At 33.3% G+C, this 20,872-nt stretch carries 19 protein-coding genes; 1 reads left to right on the top strand and 18 read right to left on the bottom strand.

Going from position 1 to position 20,872, the window contains the following annotated elements; genetic code table 11:
* Window positions 1-149: 149 nt before the first annotated feature.
* The 17 genes from DW769_RS14130 to DW769_RS14050 form a co-directional block, all read right to left on the bottom strand.
* Window positions 150-1,445, bottom strand: a complete 1,296-nt coding sequence (locus tag DW769_RS14130; protein ID WP_158579831.1) for a nucleotidyltransferase domain-containing protein — start codon at window positions 1,443-1,445, stop codon at window positions 150-152.
* Window positions 1,429-2,343, bottom strand: a complete 915-nt coding sequence (locus tag DW769_RS14125; RefSeq protein ID WP_158579830.1) for a metallophosphoesterase — start codon at window positions 2,341-2,343, stop codon at window positions 1,429-1,431. The genes DW769_RS14130 and DW769_RS14125 overlap by 17 nt, the downstream gene beginning before the upstream one ends.
* Before the next feature lie 116 nt (window positions 2,344-2,459).
* On the bottom strand, window positions 2,460-3,455 hold the full coding sequence (locus DW769_RS17455; RefSeq protein WP_442857763.1) for an acyltransferase family protein: 996 nt from the start codon (window positions 3,453-3,455) through the stop codon (window positions 2,460-2,462).
* A gap of 93 nt (window positions 3,456-3,548) precedes the next feature.
* Window positions 3,549-4,445: a glycosyltransferase family 2 protein gene (locus DW769_RS14115; RefSeq protein WP_118750534.1), complete on the bottom strand. Its 897-nt coding sequence runs from the start codon at window positions 4,443-4,445 to the stop codon at window positions 3,549-3,551.
* Window positions 4,446-4,469: 24 nt separating this feature from the next.
* A complete protein-coding gene (locus DW769_RS14110; protein WP_118750533.1) occupies window positions 4,470-6,011 on the bottom strand; it encodes a lipopolysaccharide biosynthesis protein in 1,542 nt (513 codons plus the stop codon).
* Window positions 6,012-6,017: 6 nt separating this feature from the next.
* On the bottom strand, window positions 6,018-7,034 hold the full coding sequence (locus DW769_RS14105) for an acyltransferase family protein (protein WP_118750532.1): 1,017 nt from the start codon (window positions 7,032-7,034) through the stop codon (window positions 6,018-6,020).
* Between the two features lie 16 nt (window positions 7,035-7,050).
* A complete protein-coding gene (locus DW769_RS14100; RefSeq protein WP_118750531.1) occupies window positions 7,051-8,877 on the bottom strand; it encodes a polysaccharide pyruvyl transferase family protein in 1,827 nt (608 codons plus the stop codon).
* A gap of 10 nt (window positions 8,878-8,887) precedes the next feature.
* Window positions 8,888-9,496 carry a DUF1919 domain-containing protein gene (locus DW769_RS14095; protein WP_118750530.1) on the bottom strand — a complete coding sequence of 203 codons (609 nt, stop codon included), beginning with the start codon at window positions 9,494-9,496 and terminating at the stop codon, window positions 8,888-8,890.
* Between the two features lie 17 nt (window positions 9,497-9,513).
* Complete coding sequence (locus DW769_RS14090) at window positions 9,514-10,449, bottom strand: glycosyltransferase family 2 protein (RefSeq protein WP_118750529.1); 936 nt, start codon at window positions 10,447-10,449, stop codon at window positions 9,514-9,516.
* 14 nt (window positions 10,450-10,463) lie between these two features.
* A complete protein-coding gene (locus DW769_RS14085) occupies window positions 10,464-11,447 on the bottom strand; it encodes a glycosyltransferase (protein WP_118750528.1) in 984 nt (327 codons plus the stop codon).
* Window positions 11,448-11,459: 12 nt separating this feature from the next.
* Window positions 11,460-12,017, bottom strand: coding sequence for a serine O-acetyltransferase (locus DW769_RS14080; RefSeq protein WP_118750527.1), 558 nt, complete (start codon window positions 12,015-12,017; stop codon window positions 11,460-11,462).
* A 2-nt stretch (window positions 12,018-12,019) separates the two neighbouring features.
* On the bottom strand, window positions 12,020-12,991 hold the full coding sequence (locus tag DW769_RS14075; RefSeq protein WP_118750526.1) for a glycosyltransferase: 972 nt from the start codon (window positions 12,989-12,991) through the stop codon (window positions 12,020-12,022).
* Window positions 12,985-14,073 carry a glycosyltransferase family 4 protein gene (locus DW769_RS14070; protein WP_118750525.1) on the bottom strand — a complete coding sequence of 363 codons (1,089 nt, stop codon included), beginning with the start codon at window positions 14,071-14,073 and terminating at the stop codon, window positions 12,985-12,987. Before DW769_RS14070 ends, DW769_RS14075 begins: the two co-directional genes overlap by 7 nt.
* On the bottom strand, window positions 14,070-15,191 hold the full coding sequence (locus DW769_RS14065; protein ID WP_118750524.1) for a glycosyltransferase: 1,122 nt from the start codon (window positions 15,189-15,191) through the stop codon (window positions 14,070-14,072). Before DW769_RS14065 ends, DW769_RS14070 begins: the two co-directional genes overlap by 4 nt.
* Window positions 15,192-15,206: 15 nt before the next feature.
* Window positions 15,207-16,328, bottom strand: coding sequence for a glycosyltransferase family 4 protein (locus tag DW769_RS14060; RefSeq protein WP_118750523.1), 1,122 nt, complete (start codon window positions 16,326-16,328; stop codon window positions 15,207-15,209).
* A gap of 1 nt (window position 16,329) precedes the next feature.
* Window positions 16,330-17,169 (bottom strand): glycosyltransferase family 2 protein, encoded by an 840-nt coding sequence (locus DW769_RS14055; protein ID WP_243105460.1) that lies wholly within the window; start codon window positions 17,167-17,169, stop codon window positions 16,330-16,332.
* Window positions 17,154-18,260, bottom strand: coding sequence for an EpsG family protein (locus DW769_RS14050; protein WP_199688485.1), 1,107 nt, complete (start codon window positions 18,258-18,260; stop codon window positions 17,154-17,156). The genes DW769_RS14055 and DW769_RS14050 overlap by 16 nt, the downstream gene beginning before the upstream one ends.
* A 483-nt stretch (window positions 18,261-18,743) precedes the next feature.
* Between DW769_RS14050 and DW769_RS14045 the strand changes: the two genes are divergently transcribed.
* On the top strand, window positions 18,744-19,952 hold the full coding sequence (locus DW769_RS14045) for an IS110 family transposase (protein ID WP_118750520.1): 1,209 nt from the start codon (window positions 18,744-18,746) through the stop codon (window positions 19,950-19,952).
* Window positions 19,953-20,211: 259 nt separating this feature from the next.
* On the opposite strand, the gene DW769_RS14040 is transcribed toward DW769_RS14045, so the two are convergent.
* On the bottom strand, window positions 20,212-20,862 hold the full coding sequence (locus DW769_RS14040; protein WP_243037989.1) for a sugar transferase: 651 nt from the start codon (window positions 20,860-20,862) through the stop codon (window positions 20,212-20,214).
* Window positions 20,863-20,872: the final 10 nt, after the last annotated feature.

The following is a 20,872-nucleotide window of genomic DNA, read 5'->3' as shown; positions in this document are numbered from 1 at the left end:
TTATCTCACAAATTTGAGGAGATGAAAAACCGGGTGATTATTCATCGCTTACCTTACGTTTTTAACAATTGATATGCAATGGATTTTTGTTTAGTTGTACCTACAATTGGAAGTTAACACTAAGCCCCGGCAATCGTCGGGGCTTGCTGCTATTTTATAATTCCATATTTACGCATTAATTCAACGCGTTCATTACCGATTTTAATACTATCAGCTGCGTTATTACCTTCCTGATTACCAGCTGTTTCCTTTTTGTAGATCCATACTCTCTGAATCCATGCAATAGGAAGCAGGAATGGCATCTTCTTAAGATATGTAAATCGATCCGACATCTTATCAACCGGAAGACATACTGCTTTAATCGCAGCCTGTAGTTTTCCTGTAGATGCCTTCTCGCCACGCTTATCTGCAATCATTGCATTCAAAGTAATGTTGCTACTGTGTTTACGACTCATATCCGATTGTCCGAAAACTCCGGAAGCAAGCAAATCATCTAACATGGCCGTCTCGTCCACTTCGATTGATTTCCAGCAATTTGGATAACACGCTTTCACAGGGTCAAAGGTCAAATACTTCTCACCAATTACGAACATAGATGCTGCAAACAGGTCAGCGCGTACCTCCTGGAGACAGGAAAGAACATATTCCCAATCAATATCATATCCATATGCAGTTGCATAAAGATTAATGTCACACACCTGACGGATACCAAAGCCACTGTGCAAGAAGTGCTTAAAACTATGTAAAATTAAGTACAATAGGTGGTCAGTATGGTTCATGGTTAGGAACTTGGTTCCATTGATTTCTTCTTCAATCAGCCCACACTCACCTTTATGTGGTTTTTCTATACGATTATGAATGCCATCAAAGAAACGATTCAAATTACCATAAGCTTCTGATTCTGGTGGAAACATATGCTTATGAAGTTCGATATAAAGCGGACTTTCTGGCTTAACATAAGGAACTTCATAAATTGCCTCAATATCTTTTTCAGGTTCCATAAGGATCATTCCATAATCAAGTAAGGATTTATGGCTTATTCCAAACTGTTCTTCCGGAATAAAGACATCCTCATCTCCAGATACTCTTGCATCAGGATTTGGATAAAGATTTCTGCAAACTATGCCCTTAACAACGCATGGCTTAATCCCTTTTGAACGGATATGATCCGAAAGCATTTGAAATTCTGATGATTTCATGGTCTGCTGCGCGATTGATTGAATGACATTCCTTCTATACATCATCATAAATTGTGGTGGCATCTGCTTAGCTACTTCACAACTGAAAGTTGCCTCAAAAATCATTGAAAGCACGTTATGAATATTTGAAATCTGATAAAGCTGTGAAAACTCCTCAAATGAAATATCTTCTGTGATCCAATCTACAGTTTCACCATTCAGAGAAGCTTTCAACGCTTCAAGAAAATATTTATTTATCTTTTGCATTTCCATCCTCCTCTGGAACTAAATCTACAACTACAATTTCAGGCGGATTATTAAATCGTGGCATCCAGTCAGTATTCCCCAAACCTCTCGACAAAGCAAGATAACTTGGATAATACTCGTCGTGTTCCTCATAATATGTAGTATCATATTTCATGTATTTCACATATTGTAATAATTCTTTCCTACTATTATTCCAGTCATTAAAATTTGTTGAATATACACCTTCCAACTTTCCTGGAAACCATCCTAAGTCTGGAGCCCAAAGACCTCCTACAATTGGAATTTTAACCTGGCCACCATACGTATGTCCTGAAAAAACGACATCCACGTCCCAATCATAAAGGCTCCAAGAATTTAACCAGCTAACTGGCATATGACAAAGCAAGAGTTTACATGCACTTGTATCTTGAAACTCCAATAGGAACTTAGTCTCATCTTCACGATGCGTTTCATATGCATAGGCAACTGGAAGACAATATCCATAAATACCTCCTATACGATATTTTTGGCCATTGATATCAACATCAGAAAAAGAAAAATTTAATACAGTTGCCCCTGCTCTTTCATAATCTCCTATAATGTCTATAGTTTTTTCTTCAATCAAGTCCATTTCCTGATTTCCCAACGAAACATACACTGGTGCAATTTTGCATAGTTGACGAATTAGCCCTGTAGCATAATCATTGTCATTCCATTTATGGGAATTCACAATATCTCCTGTTATAAAAATCAAATCTGGTTTTTCTGCATCTACCTTAGAAGCAATCTTTTCATTTTCTCTTCCAAAATACATATTATGTAAGTCTGACAGCTGTACAATTCTTAAACCGCTTCCAGAATGTATACTTTCTAATTTCAAATCATAACGAGTTATTTCTAATCTATATTTTGAACACATTATTCCCCCAAAAAAGACCACTATCATAACTAAAAGAATAATGCACATATACTTTATTTTTTTCTTTATCAACACTCTCATATCATTAAAGTATTTTGTCTTTACTTAATTAGTATCTATATAATCTTTTTAAGTAATGAATTATTAGAAGATATTATACAGTTTCCCAAAACCAGTGTTACAACTAAAGTAAATATAAATGTTTTAGTCGGGCTAACTCCAAATGAGAATAAAATCATTGTCAAAACATAGTGTCCATAATAAATCATAGAAGACATTCTTGAACAGTACCTTCCACTTTTCTGTTTCTGATAAAACGGATCACTTATGGCCCATTTTATTAGACAATAAATACACGGACACGTAAACAGGCATAGAACAACGTTATTATGTAAATTCAAAATAGTTGTAATCAATATTTCCAACTCTAATCCTATCAAACATAGTCCCATTTGACATACAACAACTTTAGTATCAATACTATTATTACAGTGATCATTTATAGTCTTGCCAAGCATGAAAAACGGTATTACAATAAAAATCCAACCAACCGTCATGTTTCTATCACATTGAATCAATTTATTTAGTATTGGAAAACTCAAGAATAGATTTCCATAATTTGATATGGATATTCCAATCATCAATAATAAAATGGATAAATATGAAATAAGCACTTCGGATATTTTTAATATTTCTTTGACTATAAATATCAAAATTATGGTGTATATAATTGCTAATAAATACCATAACTGATGCCACCCTTCAAACAAATATACCTTGATGGCATATACAAAAAAAGACAGTGCGTCTTTTTTCCAGTTAACTGCTTCATATAGAAACATCAAAACCGACCAAACTGAATACATTAAAATATATTTTTTAATTGACTTTATATATTTTGTATTAGAATTATTATTAAAAAAATAATAACCTGATATTGCAGAAAAATAGGGAACTGCCAGTCTAGAGATTGTTTGAGATCCTAAATAGCTTAAAACAGAGCTATATTCACTGAATGGACTTGTGTGTAACGCAACTACTTGAATTGCAAAAAATAATTTCAAATAATCAATGCATACATTTCTCGCGTTTTTTATAATATCACTCCTCAATCACTAATTATGTATGAAACTCTAATAATAACATTACTATCATAGATAAGCTTTACATTAATCCCATATAAAACTCCGTTCTACTATTTTGTTTTATTTTGTTCTAAGGTTAAAAAGCAATCTATAGATAAAGAATTCAAGTTTAGAAAAATTCTTTTGACAATTGGATTCTGTTAGCCATTTCTTTAATTCATTCCAAGTAATCTTTCCCCAGAAAACCTCTGCGTAAATGTTGTTCTTGCATCGCCTTTTTTCCTTATTATAATAATTACGCTTTCCATATAACACAGGAAGCGATTGTACATAGTTATATGCTTTTAACCAAGATTTTATTTGCCATTGATAATCATGGCAATTTGTCGTAATTGATCCTTCTCTAATGCGATAATGATATAAAGCTGTATTGACTAGCTTTGCATTATCAACATACATTCCATATTGAATATTCCATACTACATCTTCAAGATTCCTCAAACCTTCACAAAAAGTTATATTATAATTCTTTATAGTATCATACTCATATAATATTCCCCAACAAAAATAACCATTGCGACTATCCATCAATTCTCTAAATGTACATTCAAGGCTATCCGATAATGTATTGTCCGGCTCGTGCATAATATTATCAAAGGAATCTACAGCAATTCCCACTACACACCCCGGTTCGTAGTTTCTGATCAATTCTTCAATAACCTTTTCATCTAATACATCATCTGCATCTATAAATAAAACAAATTTTCCTTGGGCATATTTTAATCCAGTATTTCTTGCACATGAAACTCCCTGGTTTACTTGATTGACCACAATAATTCTATCATCTTTATTCTTCCATATTTCGCATTTACCCAAACTATTATCTTTGGATCCATCATTTACCAATATTAATCGAATATTTGAAAATGTTTGATTTAATATAGAACTGATACATTCATCCAAATAGTTTTCGACATTATATACTGGCACAATAACGTTTACACATTCGTTCTGCATATTCCTACATCTTTCAATTCTGTTTTAACTTTTTTTTATTCTTACAATAGAGAGAATTCTTGAAAGAATCTCCTTAAGTTTTATAAATTCAGGCTGTCTATGCAATGCAACCCAAAAGCAAACATTTGTTACTACGCTACAAAGAATAATTTCCTCAATCACTTTTATTGCCAACGATCCGATCAGTACTCTGAACGATAATTTGCATCCTATTGCTGCAATAATCATAACAACTAAATATTGCAAATATTTTCGAACATATAATAGTGGTGATTTGTTAAAGCCATATTTAAATACTGCATAAGGATCATACCAAAGAGAGGTTGCCAATCTTGCACACAACGTAGCGCCAAGTATGCCGAACAAACCCCATATTTTCCCAAAAAATATTGAAAATATTATATTCAATACTCCAGTTGCGAATTGCAGAAATCTACCGTAATGAAATAATCCCATTGTATGCTTATATGTCCACACTGCATTCATCATACCTACTGAGAAAAAGTTTGCAGCCATAATAAATGGAATTTCTATAGGCAATACATAATTGGCACCAAAACACAATTTCACAATATCTGAAGAACAAAAAATGATACCCAATGTTGCCCACCCAAAAATCCAGAAATTCATCATATTGAGGAAGCTGAACATAGCATATTTACTATCATCTTTTTCTATAGCATTATGATTCCCTATAGAAGCTGTTAATCCATTAAAAATTTGTGACAGTAAAGTATTCAACGTAGTTACTAACAATGTGTAATTTGATGCGATACCTGTCGTAGCTAAACCTTTAAAAAAAGTAATCAGAATATTATCTGTACTGTTTACAAGTAACGAAGATATTTTATAAATTGTCAAATCGCGAACATTGTTAAATAGTGTCTTCTTTTCGTCTTCAGGTAATGGCTTTATATTTTTATCTTTAATGTACGGGAATTTAATAACTGCGATTTTAGAAACCGTGATGTTATACGTAAATGTCCCCACAGTTTGGACAAGTAAATATAAGAGATAGTTTCTTGTAAAAACAAGCAAAAACATCTGGATTATACTCTGCCCTATTGTAACAGCATAATTAACTCCTGAAATAATATAGTTTTCTTGTGCTGCAATTATTAAAGAGCTTCTATAACTAAAAAAATACGTACTAGCAGTATTAAATAGATTTATAATATAGAGAAGATATATACTTTCTGCGATATTAGGCTCATTTCGTATAATTACATTTAAGAATGGCATTAATGCTATTCCTATTGCTCCTACAATAATGCCAATCGTTTTGTAGGCAGTTCCATATAACTTAACTAATGACGCAATTTTATCTTTGTCATCTTCAGCTAATGGTTTATATAATGCAAAAACTACTGCATTTCCTATTCCCAATTCAGCTAATGATAACATTGTAAGAATATTTGTAAAAAAGCCATTAACTCCCAAATAATCTTCTGAAAGACATTTAACAAATACCATTCTACAAATAAATCCTAAAACAGTGTTAATAGCATATCCACCCAATCCAGTCATTATATTCAAAACCGAATATTCTGTTCTTGATTTTTTCATGATTTCTTATGCCTCTTTCTTAATACTGCATTCCCCTATGATAAAGTTTAATCTCGTTCGTCTGATTATTTCAGTGAGTAAAATCGAAAAACAACCAAATAATAACAAATTGATACCGACAACAATAGAAGGGATTGCATCTACCAAAAATGTGTAGGTAATATATGTGAGCGGTGAATGGAATAAATACATTCCAAAACTATCCCTGTCAATGATCTGAATCATTCTAACAGTTTTACTTGGCATCACTAAATAAACAGTCAAAATAAAGATCATTTTAGAGAATAAATTGATCATCACACTACTATTCGGTGCAAATGAACAAAATATCATTAACAGCAATGCCACAATAGTAATTAAACTCTTGGGAAATGTGCTATTCAAGTATTTTTCAATAATTTCTTCTCTCTGGTTAAGAAGAAAACCAAGCGAAAAAAATTGCAAGTAAGCACAACATGATAATAACGATGGGATTTTAAAACAGATTCTATACCCCTCAAAATATAGTATAATTCCAAACAACAATAAAATAATATCTTTGTTTTTTGATAATATTCCATTATAATCGCATGCAGATAAAATTATTTTTGTCAAAATAAATATCACAAACAATGCGGGCAAATACCAAAGATGACCTGCGTTACTAATTGTAAATAGTTCTTTTATAATAATACCTATCGATTTATTATTATATCCTGGATATTTCAAAAGGATTCTTATAGGTATCATGTAACATGTTCCAACAAAAACAAAAGGAATCAATAACCTAAGAAACTTATTACTCATCAAAGCACTTAACTTACGTTTTTTATATGAATAAAAAAACAGAAATCCCGATAATGAGAAGAACAACGGCATCATATAAAAATTAAGCAATTTGCAAATACCAGCTAAAAAAATACTATGATTGGATGACAAATATAAGTCCCATGAGTCGGAGTACAAAATAATACTATGATAGATAATAACGGACAGAATTGCAAATACTCTGACATTCATCAACTTATTTGATTTTTCAATCATATCCGGATACCCCCCTCTAAAAGAATTGTTCTTTCCATTGTTTAATATTATCTTGAGGCATATTAATTCTAGTAGAAAACTCTTTATTAATCATGGTTCTTAAAGATTCTCTAATTTGATGTCTCTCAATTGTCACAAGTCCTGTATCTTCTGATATTTCTCTCGCACGATTATCAATTGACACTACTATTGTCCTATGACCATAAGATAAAGCTCTAATTCCTGCATGTAAGCGAGTACCTACATAATCAATATTTGTATTTTTAAGAATAGCATCAAGAGCTTCCAACGTATTGTCAACAATAATTACTCGTTCCATAACATTTAACTGTTTTATATAATCTAAATCATGCTGACCTTGTATCCATATATATACTTTGTTGTATTCGCTACACAGAATATCGATCATCATTTTATCGATTTCAGGATCAGTATTATAATCTGTAATAGTCGTGATTACATTGTTTCCTTTGTTGCAAGGAATACGAGCACACAATTCCTTTGTTATCCCCCACATAGTAGGACAACCTGTATAAATAACATTATTTATTCCCATCTTTTTCAACATTCTTTCAGAAAACTTATCTCTGACAGAATGAAGATATCTATTTGACAAAATAGAGTGCATCAATTCTTTGCTATATTTGTCAAACTCCTCACTATCTGAAGCAAATCCAACACCCATTAGAACAGTATTAGCAAACGGAGCAACATCTTTCCCCAACTTCCATAAACCATAATACTTCATATGGCCAGATAAGGCATTTGTTCCACAAAGAATTTTATATGAAGCTTTCTGTAATAATTTCTTCTCTAATGAAGTTACCGGTCGATGTGTTGGTATATGCATATAAGAGTTAATATCTCTTATTGTAGAAAGTTGTTTCAAACAATTTTCCATAATTATTTGATCCCCACAGTTATCACTTTCTAATGCCGTATCTAAAATAATCGGATTATCCTTTCCACAATGAGCTTTTTGAGCTTTTTTCAGTCCATGGATATATTCATAATTTTCAAATTTAGTATCAATTTTTTGAAAAACTTTTTTTAAAAGATTTCTAGGCAAATTAAGAAACACCCCTGGGAAACCATATTTTTGAATAACACTCTCTCCAATAAGAATACACTTTCCAATTTTTTTGCCAAACACATTATTTAAAAATTGTTGATGATTTAAAGCTTTTTTTACTTCTTCATCAAGCCAAGTAGCAGTAAAATGATGTATAGAAACTGTTCTTGATGTTTTTTTAATCTTCCCTGTCATAAAATTCTTAGGGCACAAAACATCTGAAGCAAAAACCTTAACTCTATCTAACTCTTGGTCTTTATTATTCGCTACTAACCCATATTCCAAAAGCGTTTGTGTAGTATATTGCGGTGACGGAATCATATTCAGTGTTCCATCTTGATTTACAAAGTGTATGTTATCATACAAATCTCTCGCTGCTTTCACAATGGGGTGATTGGCAACAGCACCAAAACCATGTCCACAGTTCACATAATATTGCCCATTTCCAGTATTCTCAAATCCAAAAAATCCTTCATATTCAAGGAGATCATCTAAATTTGCAACCATCTCAACATCTGTATCCATGTATATACCACCATGCTGATATATAATGTCCAATCTAGCGTAATCGGGCACAAATCCCCATTTTTTATTATCATATGCCTCTTTCATATATCGATTCTTTGAGAAATCATAATTATCTTCATTCCACTCGATTATTTCATAATCCGGACAGTACTTTTTCCATGAATCAATACAATACTGTACCGATTTTGGCTTAGCTGTTCCACCAACCCAGCAGTAATGAATTTTTTTTGGTATTCTTTCCATTGCTATCCTTTCAATCTCTGTTGTTTAAAAAAGATATGTAATCAAAATCGTCCATATATCTCCTGATGAAAAATTGATCTCTAAAATAGAGAGCCACTCCTACGCCATTTTCCTTTTCAAATCCTCGTATATAGAAAGAAGATTTGATTTCTGGATACTCTTTATGAGTGAATATAACTTTATGTTTAAATGGTAAATTATCAAATCGAACCATTGATTCATATGTACAATTATCACCATCTATTGCAAGAATATATAGATTGTCCCAATTAATCCTTTTTTTACGTTGCTCCCATTTTTTTACTGCTTCTTCAAAAGTGGAATAATGATTGAATCGAATTTCTATATCTCCTAACATTCCAGTCGGATAATCAAAACGATCATCTTCATATGGTGTTATCGGTTGCTCCATGTACCATTTTAGATTCTCTAACATTTTTACATAGTCGTTCATATCAAAACTCAAGTTAATGGTAGGTGACAAGAAATTTAATTTCATATCATAATAGATAAATTCTCCATTACAATTTGAAGCAATAATTGTAGGATTAGTATTTTTTAATCGTAACCTTCTAACTTCTTTAAACAATCGCCATTCTATTCGTTGTATTAAATTCATTATATTATTTCCTCCAATCAAAATAATATTGAATGAAATTTTGGACAATATAATAATAAAGCTGCCTTTACCTTTTGTTTCCAACTAATATCTGTACTACTAAGTATTATTTTATATGCATATACATATTCTTCTCGTGCATTCAGCATTTTTTCTCTACATCCAGCATTATCCTTTAAATATCTTTCAGCGCTGGAAAAAGCCAAATAATAACTTAAACATGCTTCAATTCCATATTTTTTCACATTTTTTTCATTTAAAAAATGCATTCTTTTAGATACTGCCTCTAAAAAATCAAAATATCTAATCGTATATCTTTCTTTTCCAGTTATACTTTCCTTTCTAGATAAATACCAATATCCTACTTTTCCAGTTAGCCCAACTCGTTCAGCTCTGTAAAGAAGCTCATGATATACAAAAGTATCTTCATAAAACTTCCCCTTAGGGAATTGAATATCATTAAATAACTCAGCTAAAAATAATTTATTACAGACTGACGGCTGCTTTAACGTTTCAAATCGTTCATCCGCTTCATATACTGATATTTGATTAACAGGTTCATAAAAAGTCTCAATGCCACCATCCGAAAAAAAACGCTTCATATTCGAAATAGTAATCTGACAATCTGTACTTTTAGCTAATTTGTATAAACTTTCAACCATATCTGGTTCAATATAATCATCGCTATCTATAAAGGAAAAGTATTTTCCCTCAGCAATCTCTATTCCTGCATTTCTTGCATCTGAGAGTCCACCGTTTGATTTGTGAACAACTTGAATTCGTTTATCACATTTTGCTAATAAATCACATAATTCTCCAGAGCCATCTGTAGATCCATCATCCACTAAAATTACTTGTAGTACAGAATATGTTTGTGAGAGAATACTATCCACACATTTTTTCAAATAATTCTTCACATTATAAACTGGTACTATCACAGAAATCAAATCCATAGTTACCTCCAACACTATAGGCCGATCTTCAATATCATTCGCATTTTACAAGTAAAGTCAAAATTAATATTTGCAAGGTCAATCCAAAGTCTTTGCTTCCAGTTTAATTCATTTTTACAATTATCTTGATCTATACATTTACGCAAATTTGCATAAATCCATCTTGTCATCTCTTTTTTATTAGATATATTTTTGTCTAAATAAACCAATTGACCACAATATAGTGCAGTAAACCAAACACTCGCAGCACTATTTGAAATCAAATTAGGATATTTATCACGTATATATTTATGTCGCTCAGTTTTTGCTTCTAATGTTCTTAATCTTTTCTTAGCATCTAATGTGTGCATTACCGATTGGTTTTGCTGACGATAGGCATAATATTGCTCCGAAATGAGACCTAAAGATTCTGCATTACCTAGTGCTTTATATGTCCAAAATTCGTCATCAATTCCTTTTATTTCAGGAAATCGCACTTCATTTAATACTTTTCTCCTATATACTTTATTCCAAATTAGTTGTCTGAAAGAAGTATCATTAATATGTGCAACTAAAGCTTCCTCTACCGAAAACTTTCTTACTAAGATTTCATCATTATTGTTTTGTTGGAAGATAATCTTCTCATTCTCCCCAACAGTTACATAACCACACTCAATAATATCAATACTGCTATCGTTTTCTAATATACTGATTAGCTTTTCATACATATACGGTGAAATATAGTCATCACTGTCAACAAACGCAATATACTCACCTTTTGCGATGGAAAGGCCTATATTTCTAGCAGCACCACCACCAGCATTTTCTTGATGTATTACTACTATTCGAGCATCTCTTTTACTTAATTCGTCACAAATCTGAGGACTTTTATCTGTAGATCCATCATCAACAAGTATTATTTCTATACTCTGATACGTCTGCGCACATACAGACTCAACACATTCTAACAAATAATCTTCAACATTATAGATGGGTATGATGATGCTTAATAATTTCATGTTTAATATCCTTTATTTCAGTTTCTTTGCCGGTACTCCTCCCATAGTTGCGCCCGACTCTACATCACGTATTACCACAGCATTAGCACCTATAACAACATCATTTCCTATTCTGATATCTCCAAGCACTTTTGCACCACAGGTAATCATAACATTATTTCCAATATAAGGGGCTTTTCCTTGCCCATTATATCCTATTGTGACCTGCTGATTTATCCAACAGTTTTCTCCTATATATTCAGCTGAAATCATCGTTGCAAATCCATGTTGAATAAATAATCCTCCTCCTATTTCCTTTGCATAAATATATAAAGAATCCATAGGCTTATAGAACACCCTCAATAATCTAACATATATTTTTCTGGAGGAATTTCTATAAATATATAAATTACGAAATTCCGGATAATTTGCAAGCAGCACTAATAGCGCACATTTATCAGATAACTCATCCAAGCGATAAATGCTCTTCCACCTGTTAATATCTTGCTGAATTTTAGGATTATTAAATGATTCAGTAATTCCAGGAATTATTCCCCTTATTATAGCTATCAAAAATCGTACTTTTCCCATAATTATTCCTTCACATCCCAATTAGGTTTTCGCAACTTATTATATATTTCATATAAAAAAAGATATAATACTGGAAAGGAGAGCATAACTGCATTATTAATCTTGTGTTTAAATGGTAATCTTTCAGATAATTTTTGTATTTCGTATATTTTCTTTTTTAATAATAAGCGTTCATTTTTACTATCCTTCACCATTAACATACATCTGTATTCATTGGTTATTATCGAATAATATCGGCTAATAGCATTTTCATAATATGATTTTCCTCTGCTCACCACACACATTTTCTCGGCAACTACGCTACAATCATGTGCCTTCTTCATATCTGCTGTCGTAAAACATGCCGATCCTTCTCTTTCATAATAGGAATAAAAAGGGGCATCATAGAATAATATGTTTCTAGCTTTTTGAAATGCACAAAAAGTAAACAATATATCTTCATTAATTTTCAAATCTGTTTCAAAACTAATGCCTTCTAAACATGATTTAGAGAAAATTTTATTCCAAGTACCACCAGTAAAATATCGTCCTTCTATCAAGCATTTAATGGCTTCATCCGAAGATTGTTTCATTAATTTATATGTTCCAGAAATATTAGTCTCCGTACCATCAAGATGCTTTTTTTTATATCCACAATGAACAATATCAACATCTTGTTCTTTGAAATAGTTCATAAGGACCTCATACATATCTTCATGAATTTCATCATCACTATCAACAAAAGTAACATACTCCCCTGTTGCTAATTGAAGACCTCTATTTCGAGCTATTGATACTCCAGAATTATCTTGATGAAAAACTTTAATTCTCGAGTCATTACAGGATAAAGAATCCAATAATTCACCTGACCCATCTCGAGACCCATCATCAATACAAATAATTTCTAGATCCTGATAATTCTGTTTGCAAATACTCGTAATACACTTTTCTAAATACTTTATACTGTTATAAACTGGAACTATAACACTTAACATTTCGTATCACCTAAATTATATATTCTCATAATTTTATGAGCCCATGCATGAATTGTATAGTCTGAATTAATTATCGCTTTGGTTTGGTTGTAATCTTTTTCAACAAATTGCTTTCCATCTAAAAACGTCTTCATCAAATTATATAATTCTTCAACATTTTCATTTTCAAAAAAGGTCACCGTAGGCAACATATGAGCCCACTCAAGACCAGCTATATCACTACTTATTACTGGCATACCCATATATGAAGCTTCACAAACAGCATAAGAAAAAGTTTCTTTACGACTTGCTTGAATAAATATATTGGCAGATTTATACAATTCACCAATTTCCTTTGTTGGATAACCTTTGACTAAAAAAGGATATTCCTTATTATCGAGATATTGTTCCAAAATCGGCCAAGTGCTTTCATTACCATTAAGAAGAAGAGAAAACTCATACCCATCGGCATATAATCGTTTACAGGCTTCTATAATGATATCATCTCCCTTTCTATAGAAATCCCACCCAAGTGTCAAAAATTGATATCTGGGATTTGTTGAAAAAGAAGTTTTTTCTAATCTACTTGTATCTATACCATTTAGGACCACTTTTGATTGTTCTTCTGGAAATCCAATTTCTATTACTTCTTTTCTATAGAAATCTGATACTGAAAGTAATATTGCACGTTTTCCAACAACACCATATTGAACTTTCCACAATAACCCTCTCATTCCATCAAACACATTAATTGGGTCATGCAAGTGCCAATATATAGCAGTTTTTTTCTTTGCCATCACAGTAGCTGGAATATCATATAGCTCAAAATGTGTATGAACAATATCAACCTCATTCTCTTTATAAATCTGATTGAATAACAGATAGGTCCTTGGTAATATTCTTGCTTTAGCTTCTGGCAAATAGTACACTTTTGTACGTTCTTCGATTCTTTTGCACCAACCTTTATCCTTTGCTTTATCGCAGAAAGCATATATTGTTCTATACCCTTTTTTTTCAAGTTCTTCTTCCAAAATTTCTAATGAAGCAATAAAATTTCCTCCATATTCGGCTCCATAAGCACAAACCTGTAGAATTGTCCTCATTTTTTATCTCCTAAAACTAAAGATTCAAAGAAATCTTCCACTTCATGGACAGTATTATCTAAACTAAATACCTTTCCTCTTATCTGTGACATTGACTTGTAATGCTGAAGTAAATCTCTATTATCCATCAATTTGACAATGCCACGATATAAGTCATCTTCGGAATTTTCTGTAATTAATCCGTATTCACTATCTCCAAGCATTTCCTTCATTCCAGAGACGCGAACTGTACAAACTGGAGTTCCCACAATTAGGGCCTCAGTTGTAGATGTCGAAAAACCTTCCGAATAGCTTGAACAAACAAAGACATCCGCTCTAGCGACGTATTTATAAGGATTAGTATTATATCCCAACATGTATACATGTTCAGCTAAGTTTTCATTACTTATAAATGCTCTCATTTTCTCTTCTAACGGACCAATTCCTAATATTATAAGTTTGAAATTTCTTCCCTCATTTTTTAATCGTTTAGCTATGTTTAATAATCTGTCATAACCCTTTATTTCTTTTAGGCTTCCAACAGCAATCATAGTGAAATTTGAATTAATATCTATCTCAATTGCTTCATTTGCCTTTTCTTTAATTTGTTCTGTTTCATTAGTATTAAATAAAATCCTCGATTCATTGCTAACATCTATTAATTTGCAGAATGAATCCCTTAACTGTTCAGCAACAAAAATATGTTTATCAAAATTCAGATAACATTTTTTTGCTTCTCCAAAATTTCGAAACGAAGCTGCTAAAATACTAATAGATGACTGATCGCTATGGATCCAAGATACTAGTTTTGTATTATTGTCTTTGCATCCACTAATAATCCTTGCCGAAGGTCCTTCTAAATAAGATACTTCTATATCATATTTTTCTTTCACACAAATGTCATGTAACTGCCCCGGTGACAACAATTTCATAAAATGACTATTACCTGGTATAGCCTTTTTAAAAATCGAGCGATAACCAACATCTTCATTTAAAAATTGCTCATTTACTCCACCAGAAAACAAAGATACAACCGTCACAGAGAACTTAGTTTTATCAATATTGTTGACTAAGTTTACAAGTACCTTCTCGGCTCCGCCTTGGCCTAAATCGTGAATCAAAAAAAGTACTTTGATCATTATATTTAAAGCCCCCTATATGTTTCTCTGGTAAATAGACCATAATTCTTGCAAAACATTTTCTGTTTCATACTTATCAATTGTCTCCTGCGCATAGTGAACAATACGTTTCTTAGTTTCAGAGTCCTCATAAAGTTCAATAATTCTATCAGTGAACAAGTCTACATTCCCCTGGTTCACTAAAAATCCATTTTTCCCATTATCGATAAGCTCTCTATGTCCTCTATTGTCATAAGCTATAACAGGAAGTCCACACGCCATCGCCTCAATTAAATTCAGCCCCAATCCTTCTGATTTACTAGAGGCAACATATATATCAGCCATCGACAACAGTTCAGGAATATCATTACGCCATCCTAAAAATTTCACGTTATTACGTATACCTTTGTCGCATGCCAATTGTTGCAAAGCTCCATTTTGATGATCAGGTCCTACCAGCACTAACACTATATTAGGATATTTATCTTTTAAACGTGAAACCGATTCCAACAACACTTCTTGATTTTTATTCTCTATCAATTCCGCTACGTACATTAAAACAAATGCATCAGAATTAATACCAATAGCAGCCCTTTGTGATAAAGGACTATAATTTGAAGGAAGATTTCGAAATCTGTTTAAATCAACACCTATACCATGAATTTTTTCTACATTTCCGGCTACCTTTAATGTTTTTTTAACCATCCTATAATCATCATCATTAATTGTAATCAGACAGTCAGTTAATGGCGCAAGTATTTTCTCCATCGGATAACCAATTATCCACCGACTAATAGGGGCTCCATTAAAATAATGTAACCCATGATTTGTATAAAAAACTCTTGTGCCTTTTTTTCTAGCTTTAATAGAAGCCAGACGTGCTATTATACTTCCTGTAATAGTATTGCAATGAATTACATCATACTGATTACTATCAATTATCTTTTCAAGCTTTATTATGCTTTTCAGCACACCACCTGAAAATGGATTTCGATTGCAAGGAAGATCAAATTGATTGGATGCCTCAGGAACTGGAACATCTAGTCTACAAGCCACATCGACAACCCATCCTTTTTTTCTCATAAATGAAATAAAAGGAATATGAAATTTTCTTATATGTTCTTTTGAGACATTTGCGACGATCAGCACTTTATGCATTTTACTTATTCTCCATCTTTAAATTCCACTTATGTAAAAAATCATATAAATGATTTGGTAATAATCCCACAATAACCGGTCTTAACACATGTATATAAGAATATAATGGCAAGTGAAATTCTTTAACAATCAAGTATTTTACATAAGCTTCGTTAATGCGATATTTAAATTTCCTACGACTGTAAGCATTTCTATCATCTCGCATTTCATATAAAACTTCATGTATGTTCTTCCCCTTAAATTCTTTAAGATACATCTTAAACCACAAATGATAATCTTCTACTCTTAATAAATAAGGCGACTCCGAATAACCATTTACAGCATCAAATGCTTCTTTACGAACCAAACATGGTGCATGACAAAATGGAGATCCACTTACAAAATCCATCTTTGTAGGATAATCAGGGTGACATATTCGTCCCCATGTTCCAGTTTCATCAAAATATGCCATATCAGTACTAACGATTGAAATATCAGGCTCACTTTCTAGAACAGCCACTTCTTGTTCAAGACGTTTTGGTGAACAGCGATCATCCCCATCCATTCGCGCTATATATTTACAATTCGCTTCTTTTAAACATTTATTAAGAGTATAATTCAGACCTCTGTTATGTGCATTCTTCAATAACACTATTTGATCCGGATATTTGTCACGAAGCATAGAAGCAACTTCATAAGTTCTATCAGTTGATCCATCATCACACATTATTAATGTCCAATCTTTATACGACTGATTAATAAGTGACATAACAGCTTCTTGTAAGGTATCTTGACAATTATAGATTCCCATTATTATATTAATCGTTTTCTTAATATGTTGGTTTATCATAACAATCCCCATGTAAAGTGCATCTGATAGTAAAAGAATGCTGTGTAGCAAAGAACAACTATTACTTTTACCATATGTGCAGATTTTTCAGTAAAAAATGCATTGATTTCCCAAGGCAATAAAATACCATTTGAATATAAGCTACAATAAATAGGTAAACGTCCTATGAAAATTCCTGAGGTTCCCATTGATAAAAGAGCCAAAGCAGAACTTACAATACTAGCATTTACGCAGATGTTAACTACTTTATCGTTAGCAAATTTTATATATTTTCGTCCTAGTAGCGCAAGAATTGTAGGCATGGCATACACAAGAACACGTATTGGATTAGTACCATCATCTTGATCTAATGTCCAATCGGTTACAACATTGGTATATTGTGTATCTGAAAGCATTGTGTCCAACAAGTTTGTAAACTGATTAACAAAAGCTAATGCAACAATAACTGCAATAACACAAAGCAGTGTTTTTTTATTTCCAGCTTCACCTTGAATGATAAAAATAATTGGTATCATTAACAAAGCCGATCCGTGAATCGTCGACGCTAGCAAAATAACTAAAATTGCAGGAATATACTTTTTTTCAAAAATCCATTTTGATGCAGCAAATATCAACATTACTGCGGTAAACTGTCTTGCACCATTATGACACCATGACATATAATCTGTACTAGCAACAAAAATAAACATTGCCAACCAATAGTCTGATGAATACTCTCTATAAGTAAGTGCCAAACTAACCAATTGCACTATTGCAATTACCAAAAAGAAGAAGACTGATGTCTCTGAATAAATTGATTTTAGGAAAATAGCTAATGCCGAGAAGCCTCGGTCTTTAGTGTGAGTAACCAAATACCCTGGTATAGCACTTACTTTATCAGGAATTGAATAAAACATTTCTCGATAAGCTCCAGTATCTCCCCATGCACTAGTACGGTATGTTGCCCATACAATCAAAGGAACCACTGCTATAAGAGCCATAAATTTCCCCCATTGTGCATACCTAATCCCTTGCCGCTCTACTACATTCTTGGGCATAATAAAGCTTACAATTCCTATTAATAATATCCAAATATACATAAACCAATAATTTTGAATAGTCACAATTATCTCCTTATCATTACCTTTTTTATTACTTTTCATTTTAGATTATACCATTTCTTGAGTTTCATGCAATTATTTTTCTCATTATTTTCTATGCTTTTTCCTTTGACAAACACTGTTATATTCTTACCTTTTTTCCTCCATCACATTTTTCATTGACTAATTTCCTATCCTGTCCAAACTTCTAAAAAAGAACACTCCTGATCTACTACAATATATTTATGGTTAATATCCCTTACAGCCAGTAAGGAATTATCCATCTTGTTGCTTAAGCTGTATAATGATGGAACAATCGGTATGTCGTCTTCCTTTCTTGGACTTCGCGTCCGTATTATAGACTGATAACCAGCTCCTCATTCGCAGCGTTCGTTTTATGCAGGTTGAATCGCCATAGGTGCATTCGTGTCACACCACAGTAGATAGAATAGGCAATGAGTAAAACTGGTACTTATCCATTACAATAATTTTTAGGAGTGACAATTTATGAACGCAGTAGGTATCGATGTTTCAAAAGGGAAAAGCATGGTTGCTATTATGCGATCTTTCGGTGAAATAGTTTCTGCACCTTTTGAAATCAAACACACAGCCAGTGATATTCATTCACTTGTAGAACTCATCAACTCTGTTGAAGGTGAGTCTCGAATCGTGATGGAACACACAGGACGTTACTATGAAGTCCTCGCCCATCAGCTTTCAAAGGCAAATCTTTTCGTCAGTGCCATTAATCCAAAACTTATCAAGGACTTTGATAATGATTCTCTTCGTAAAGTGAAATCTGATAAAGCGGATGCTGTTAAAATTGCCCGATATGCTCTTGACAAATGGCAAAATCTTAAACAGTATAGTGTTATGGATGAACTACGCAATCAGCTTAAAACCATGAACCGTCAGTTTGGTTTTTACATGAAACATAAGACGGCTATGAAGAATAATCTTATCGGCATCCTTGATCAAACCTATCCTGGTGTTAATACCTACTTTGACAGTCCTGCACGCAGTGACGGCAGCCAGAAATGGATTGATTTTGCATCTACATACTGGCATGTGGACTGTGTCCGTAAAATGTCCCTAAATGCTTTTATTAGCCATTATCAAAGCTGGTGCAAACGTAAGAAGTACAACTTCAGCCAATCCAAAGCTGAAGAAATCTATGGAAAAGCCAAGGAACTTGTTCCTGTACTTCCTAAGGATGGTATTACAAAACTTATTATCAAGCAGGCTGTAGACCAGCTTAACAGTGCTTCTACAACCATTGAATCACTACGCACACTTATGAACGAAACTGCTTCCCAGCTTCCCGAATACCCTGTCGTTATGGCTATGAAAGGTGTAGGAACCTCACTTGGCCCTCAGTTGATGGCTGAGATTGGTGATGTTTCCCGTTTTACTCACAAAGGGGCTATTACTGCTTTTGCCGGTGTAGATCCCGGTGTTAATGAATCGGGAAGTTATGAACAAAAAAGTGTTCCAACTTCCAAACGAGGCTCATCTGATCTTAGAAAGACTTTATTTCAGGTAATGGATGTCTTAATAAAAACACACCCACAGGATGATCCTGTGTATCAGTTCATAGATAAGAAGCGGGCACAAGGCAAGCCTTACTATGTCTATATGACTGCAGGTGCCAACAAGTTTCTAAGAATCTATTACGGACGAGTGAAAGAATATCTTTCATCTCTTCCAGAATCCTAATCATCATTATAATTTTCAGACCAGCACTGGTGTGGTGGTCTGATTTTGATACCTAATTTTCAACCTGTATAAAATTTTCAATGTTCTTCAATTTAGCCTTGACTTTTTATTTGCAGGCTATAATTGCAATTCCCATACCTGTTATTTCCATATATCACAATAAGATGAATCAGACTGTTATCTTCCACACCTCACACTAAAACGGGGCAGCATGCTTTCATCCCCAAAAACATCCTGCCCCGTCTTTTCCTATTTTCTTCTATTTTCCAACCTTCACAGCCTCTTTTGCACCCTTCATCTGCTGTTTTTCCAGTCTTCCTTCGTGAATTCCATCCTGCCGCAGTACGGCTCCTGCTGTTCTCCAGAGACATTCCAGATCCATTTTGAGCTGGATATGGTGCACATAATATCCATCCAGTTCAGCTTTTTGCCGGATCGGCAGCTCATCGCGTCCATGGATCTGTGCCCATCCGGTAAGACCCGGACGGACGCTGTTTGCGCCGTACTGCTCACGCTCCGTAAGGAGGTCATACTGATTCCAGAGTGCCGGACGCGGGCCAACCAGCGCCATATCGCCCTTCAGGATATTAAAGAGCTGTGGCAGCTCATCGAGGGATGTTTTCCGGAGAAACCGTCCGACTCTTGTGATGAAAAGATCGGGATTATTCAGCATATGGGTCGGCATATCATGTGGGGTATCGATACGCATCGTGCGGAATTTATATATGTAAAAATACGTGCCGTTCTTTCCTGCCCGCTTCTGCCGGAAGAAAATCGGTCCCGGCGAATCGAGATGGATCGCTATGCCAAGCAAAATCAGCAACCACGACAGTGCTGCCGTTCCAACCAGTGCAAGCAGCCGGTCCAGCAGATTTTTCAGATACATTTGATAAATTCCAGATTCCCTCATGTTTTCTTCC

The sequence above is a fragment of the Blautia sp. AM29-29 genome, assembly GCF_003480555.1.
Lineage (GTDB): Bacteria > Bacillota > Clostridia > Lachnospirales > Lachnospiraceae > Fusicatenibacter > Fusicatenibacter saccharivorans.
This window is presented reverse-complemented; position numbering and strand designations above follow the sequence as displayed.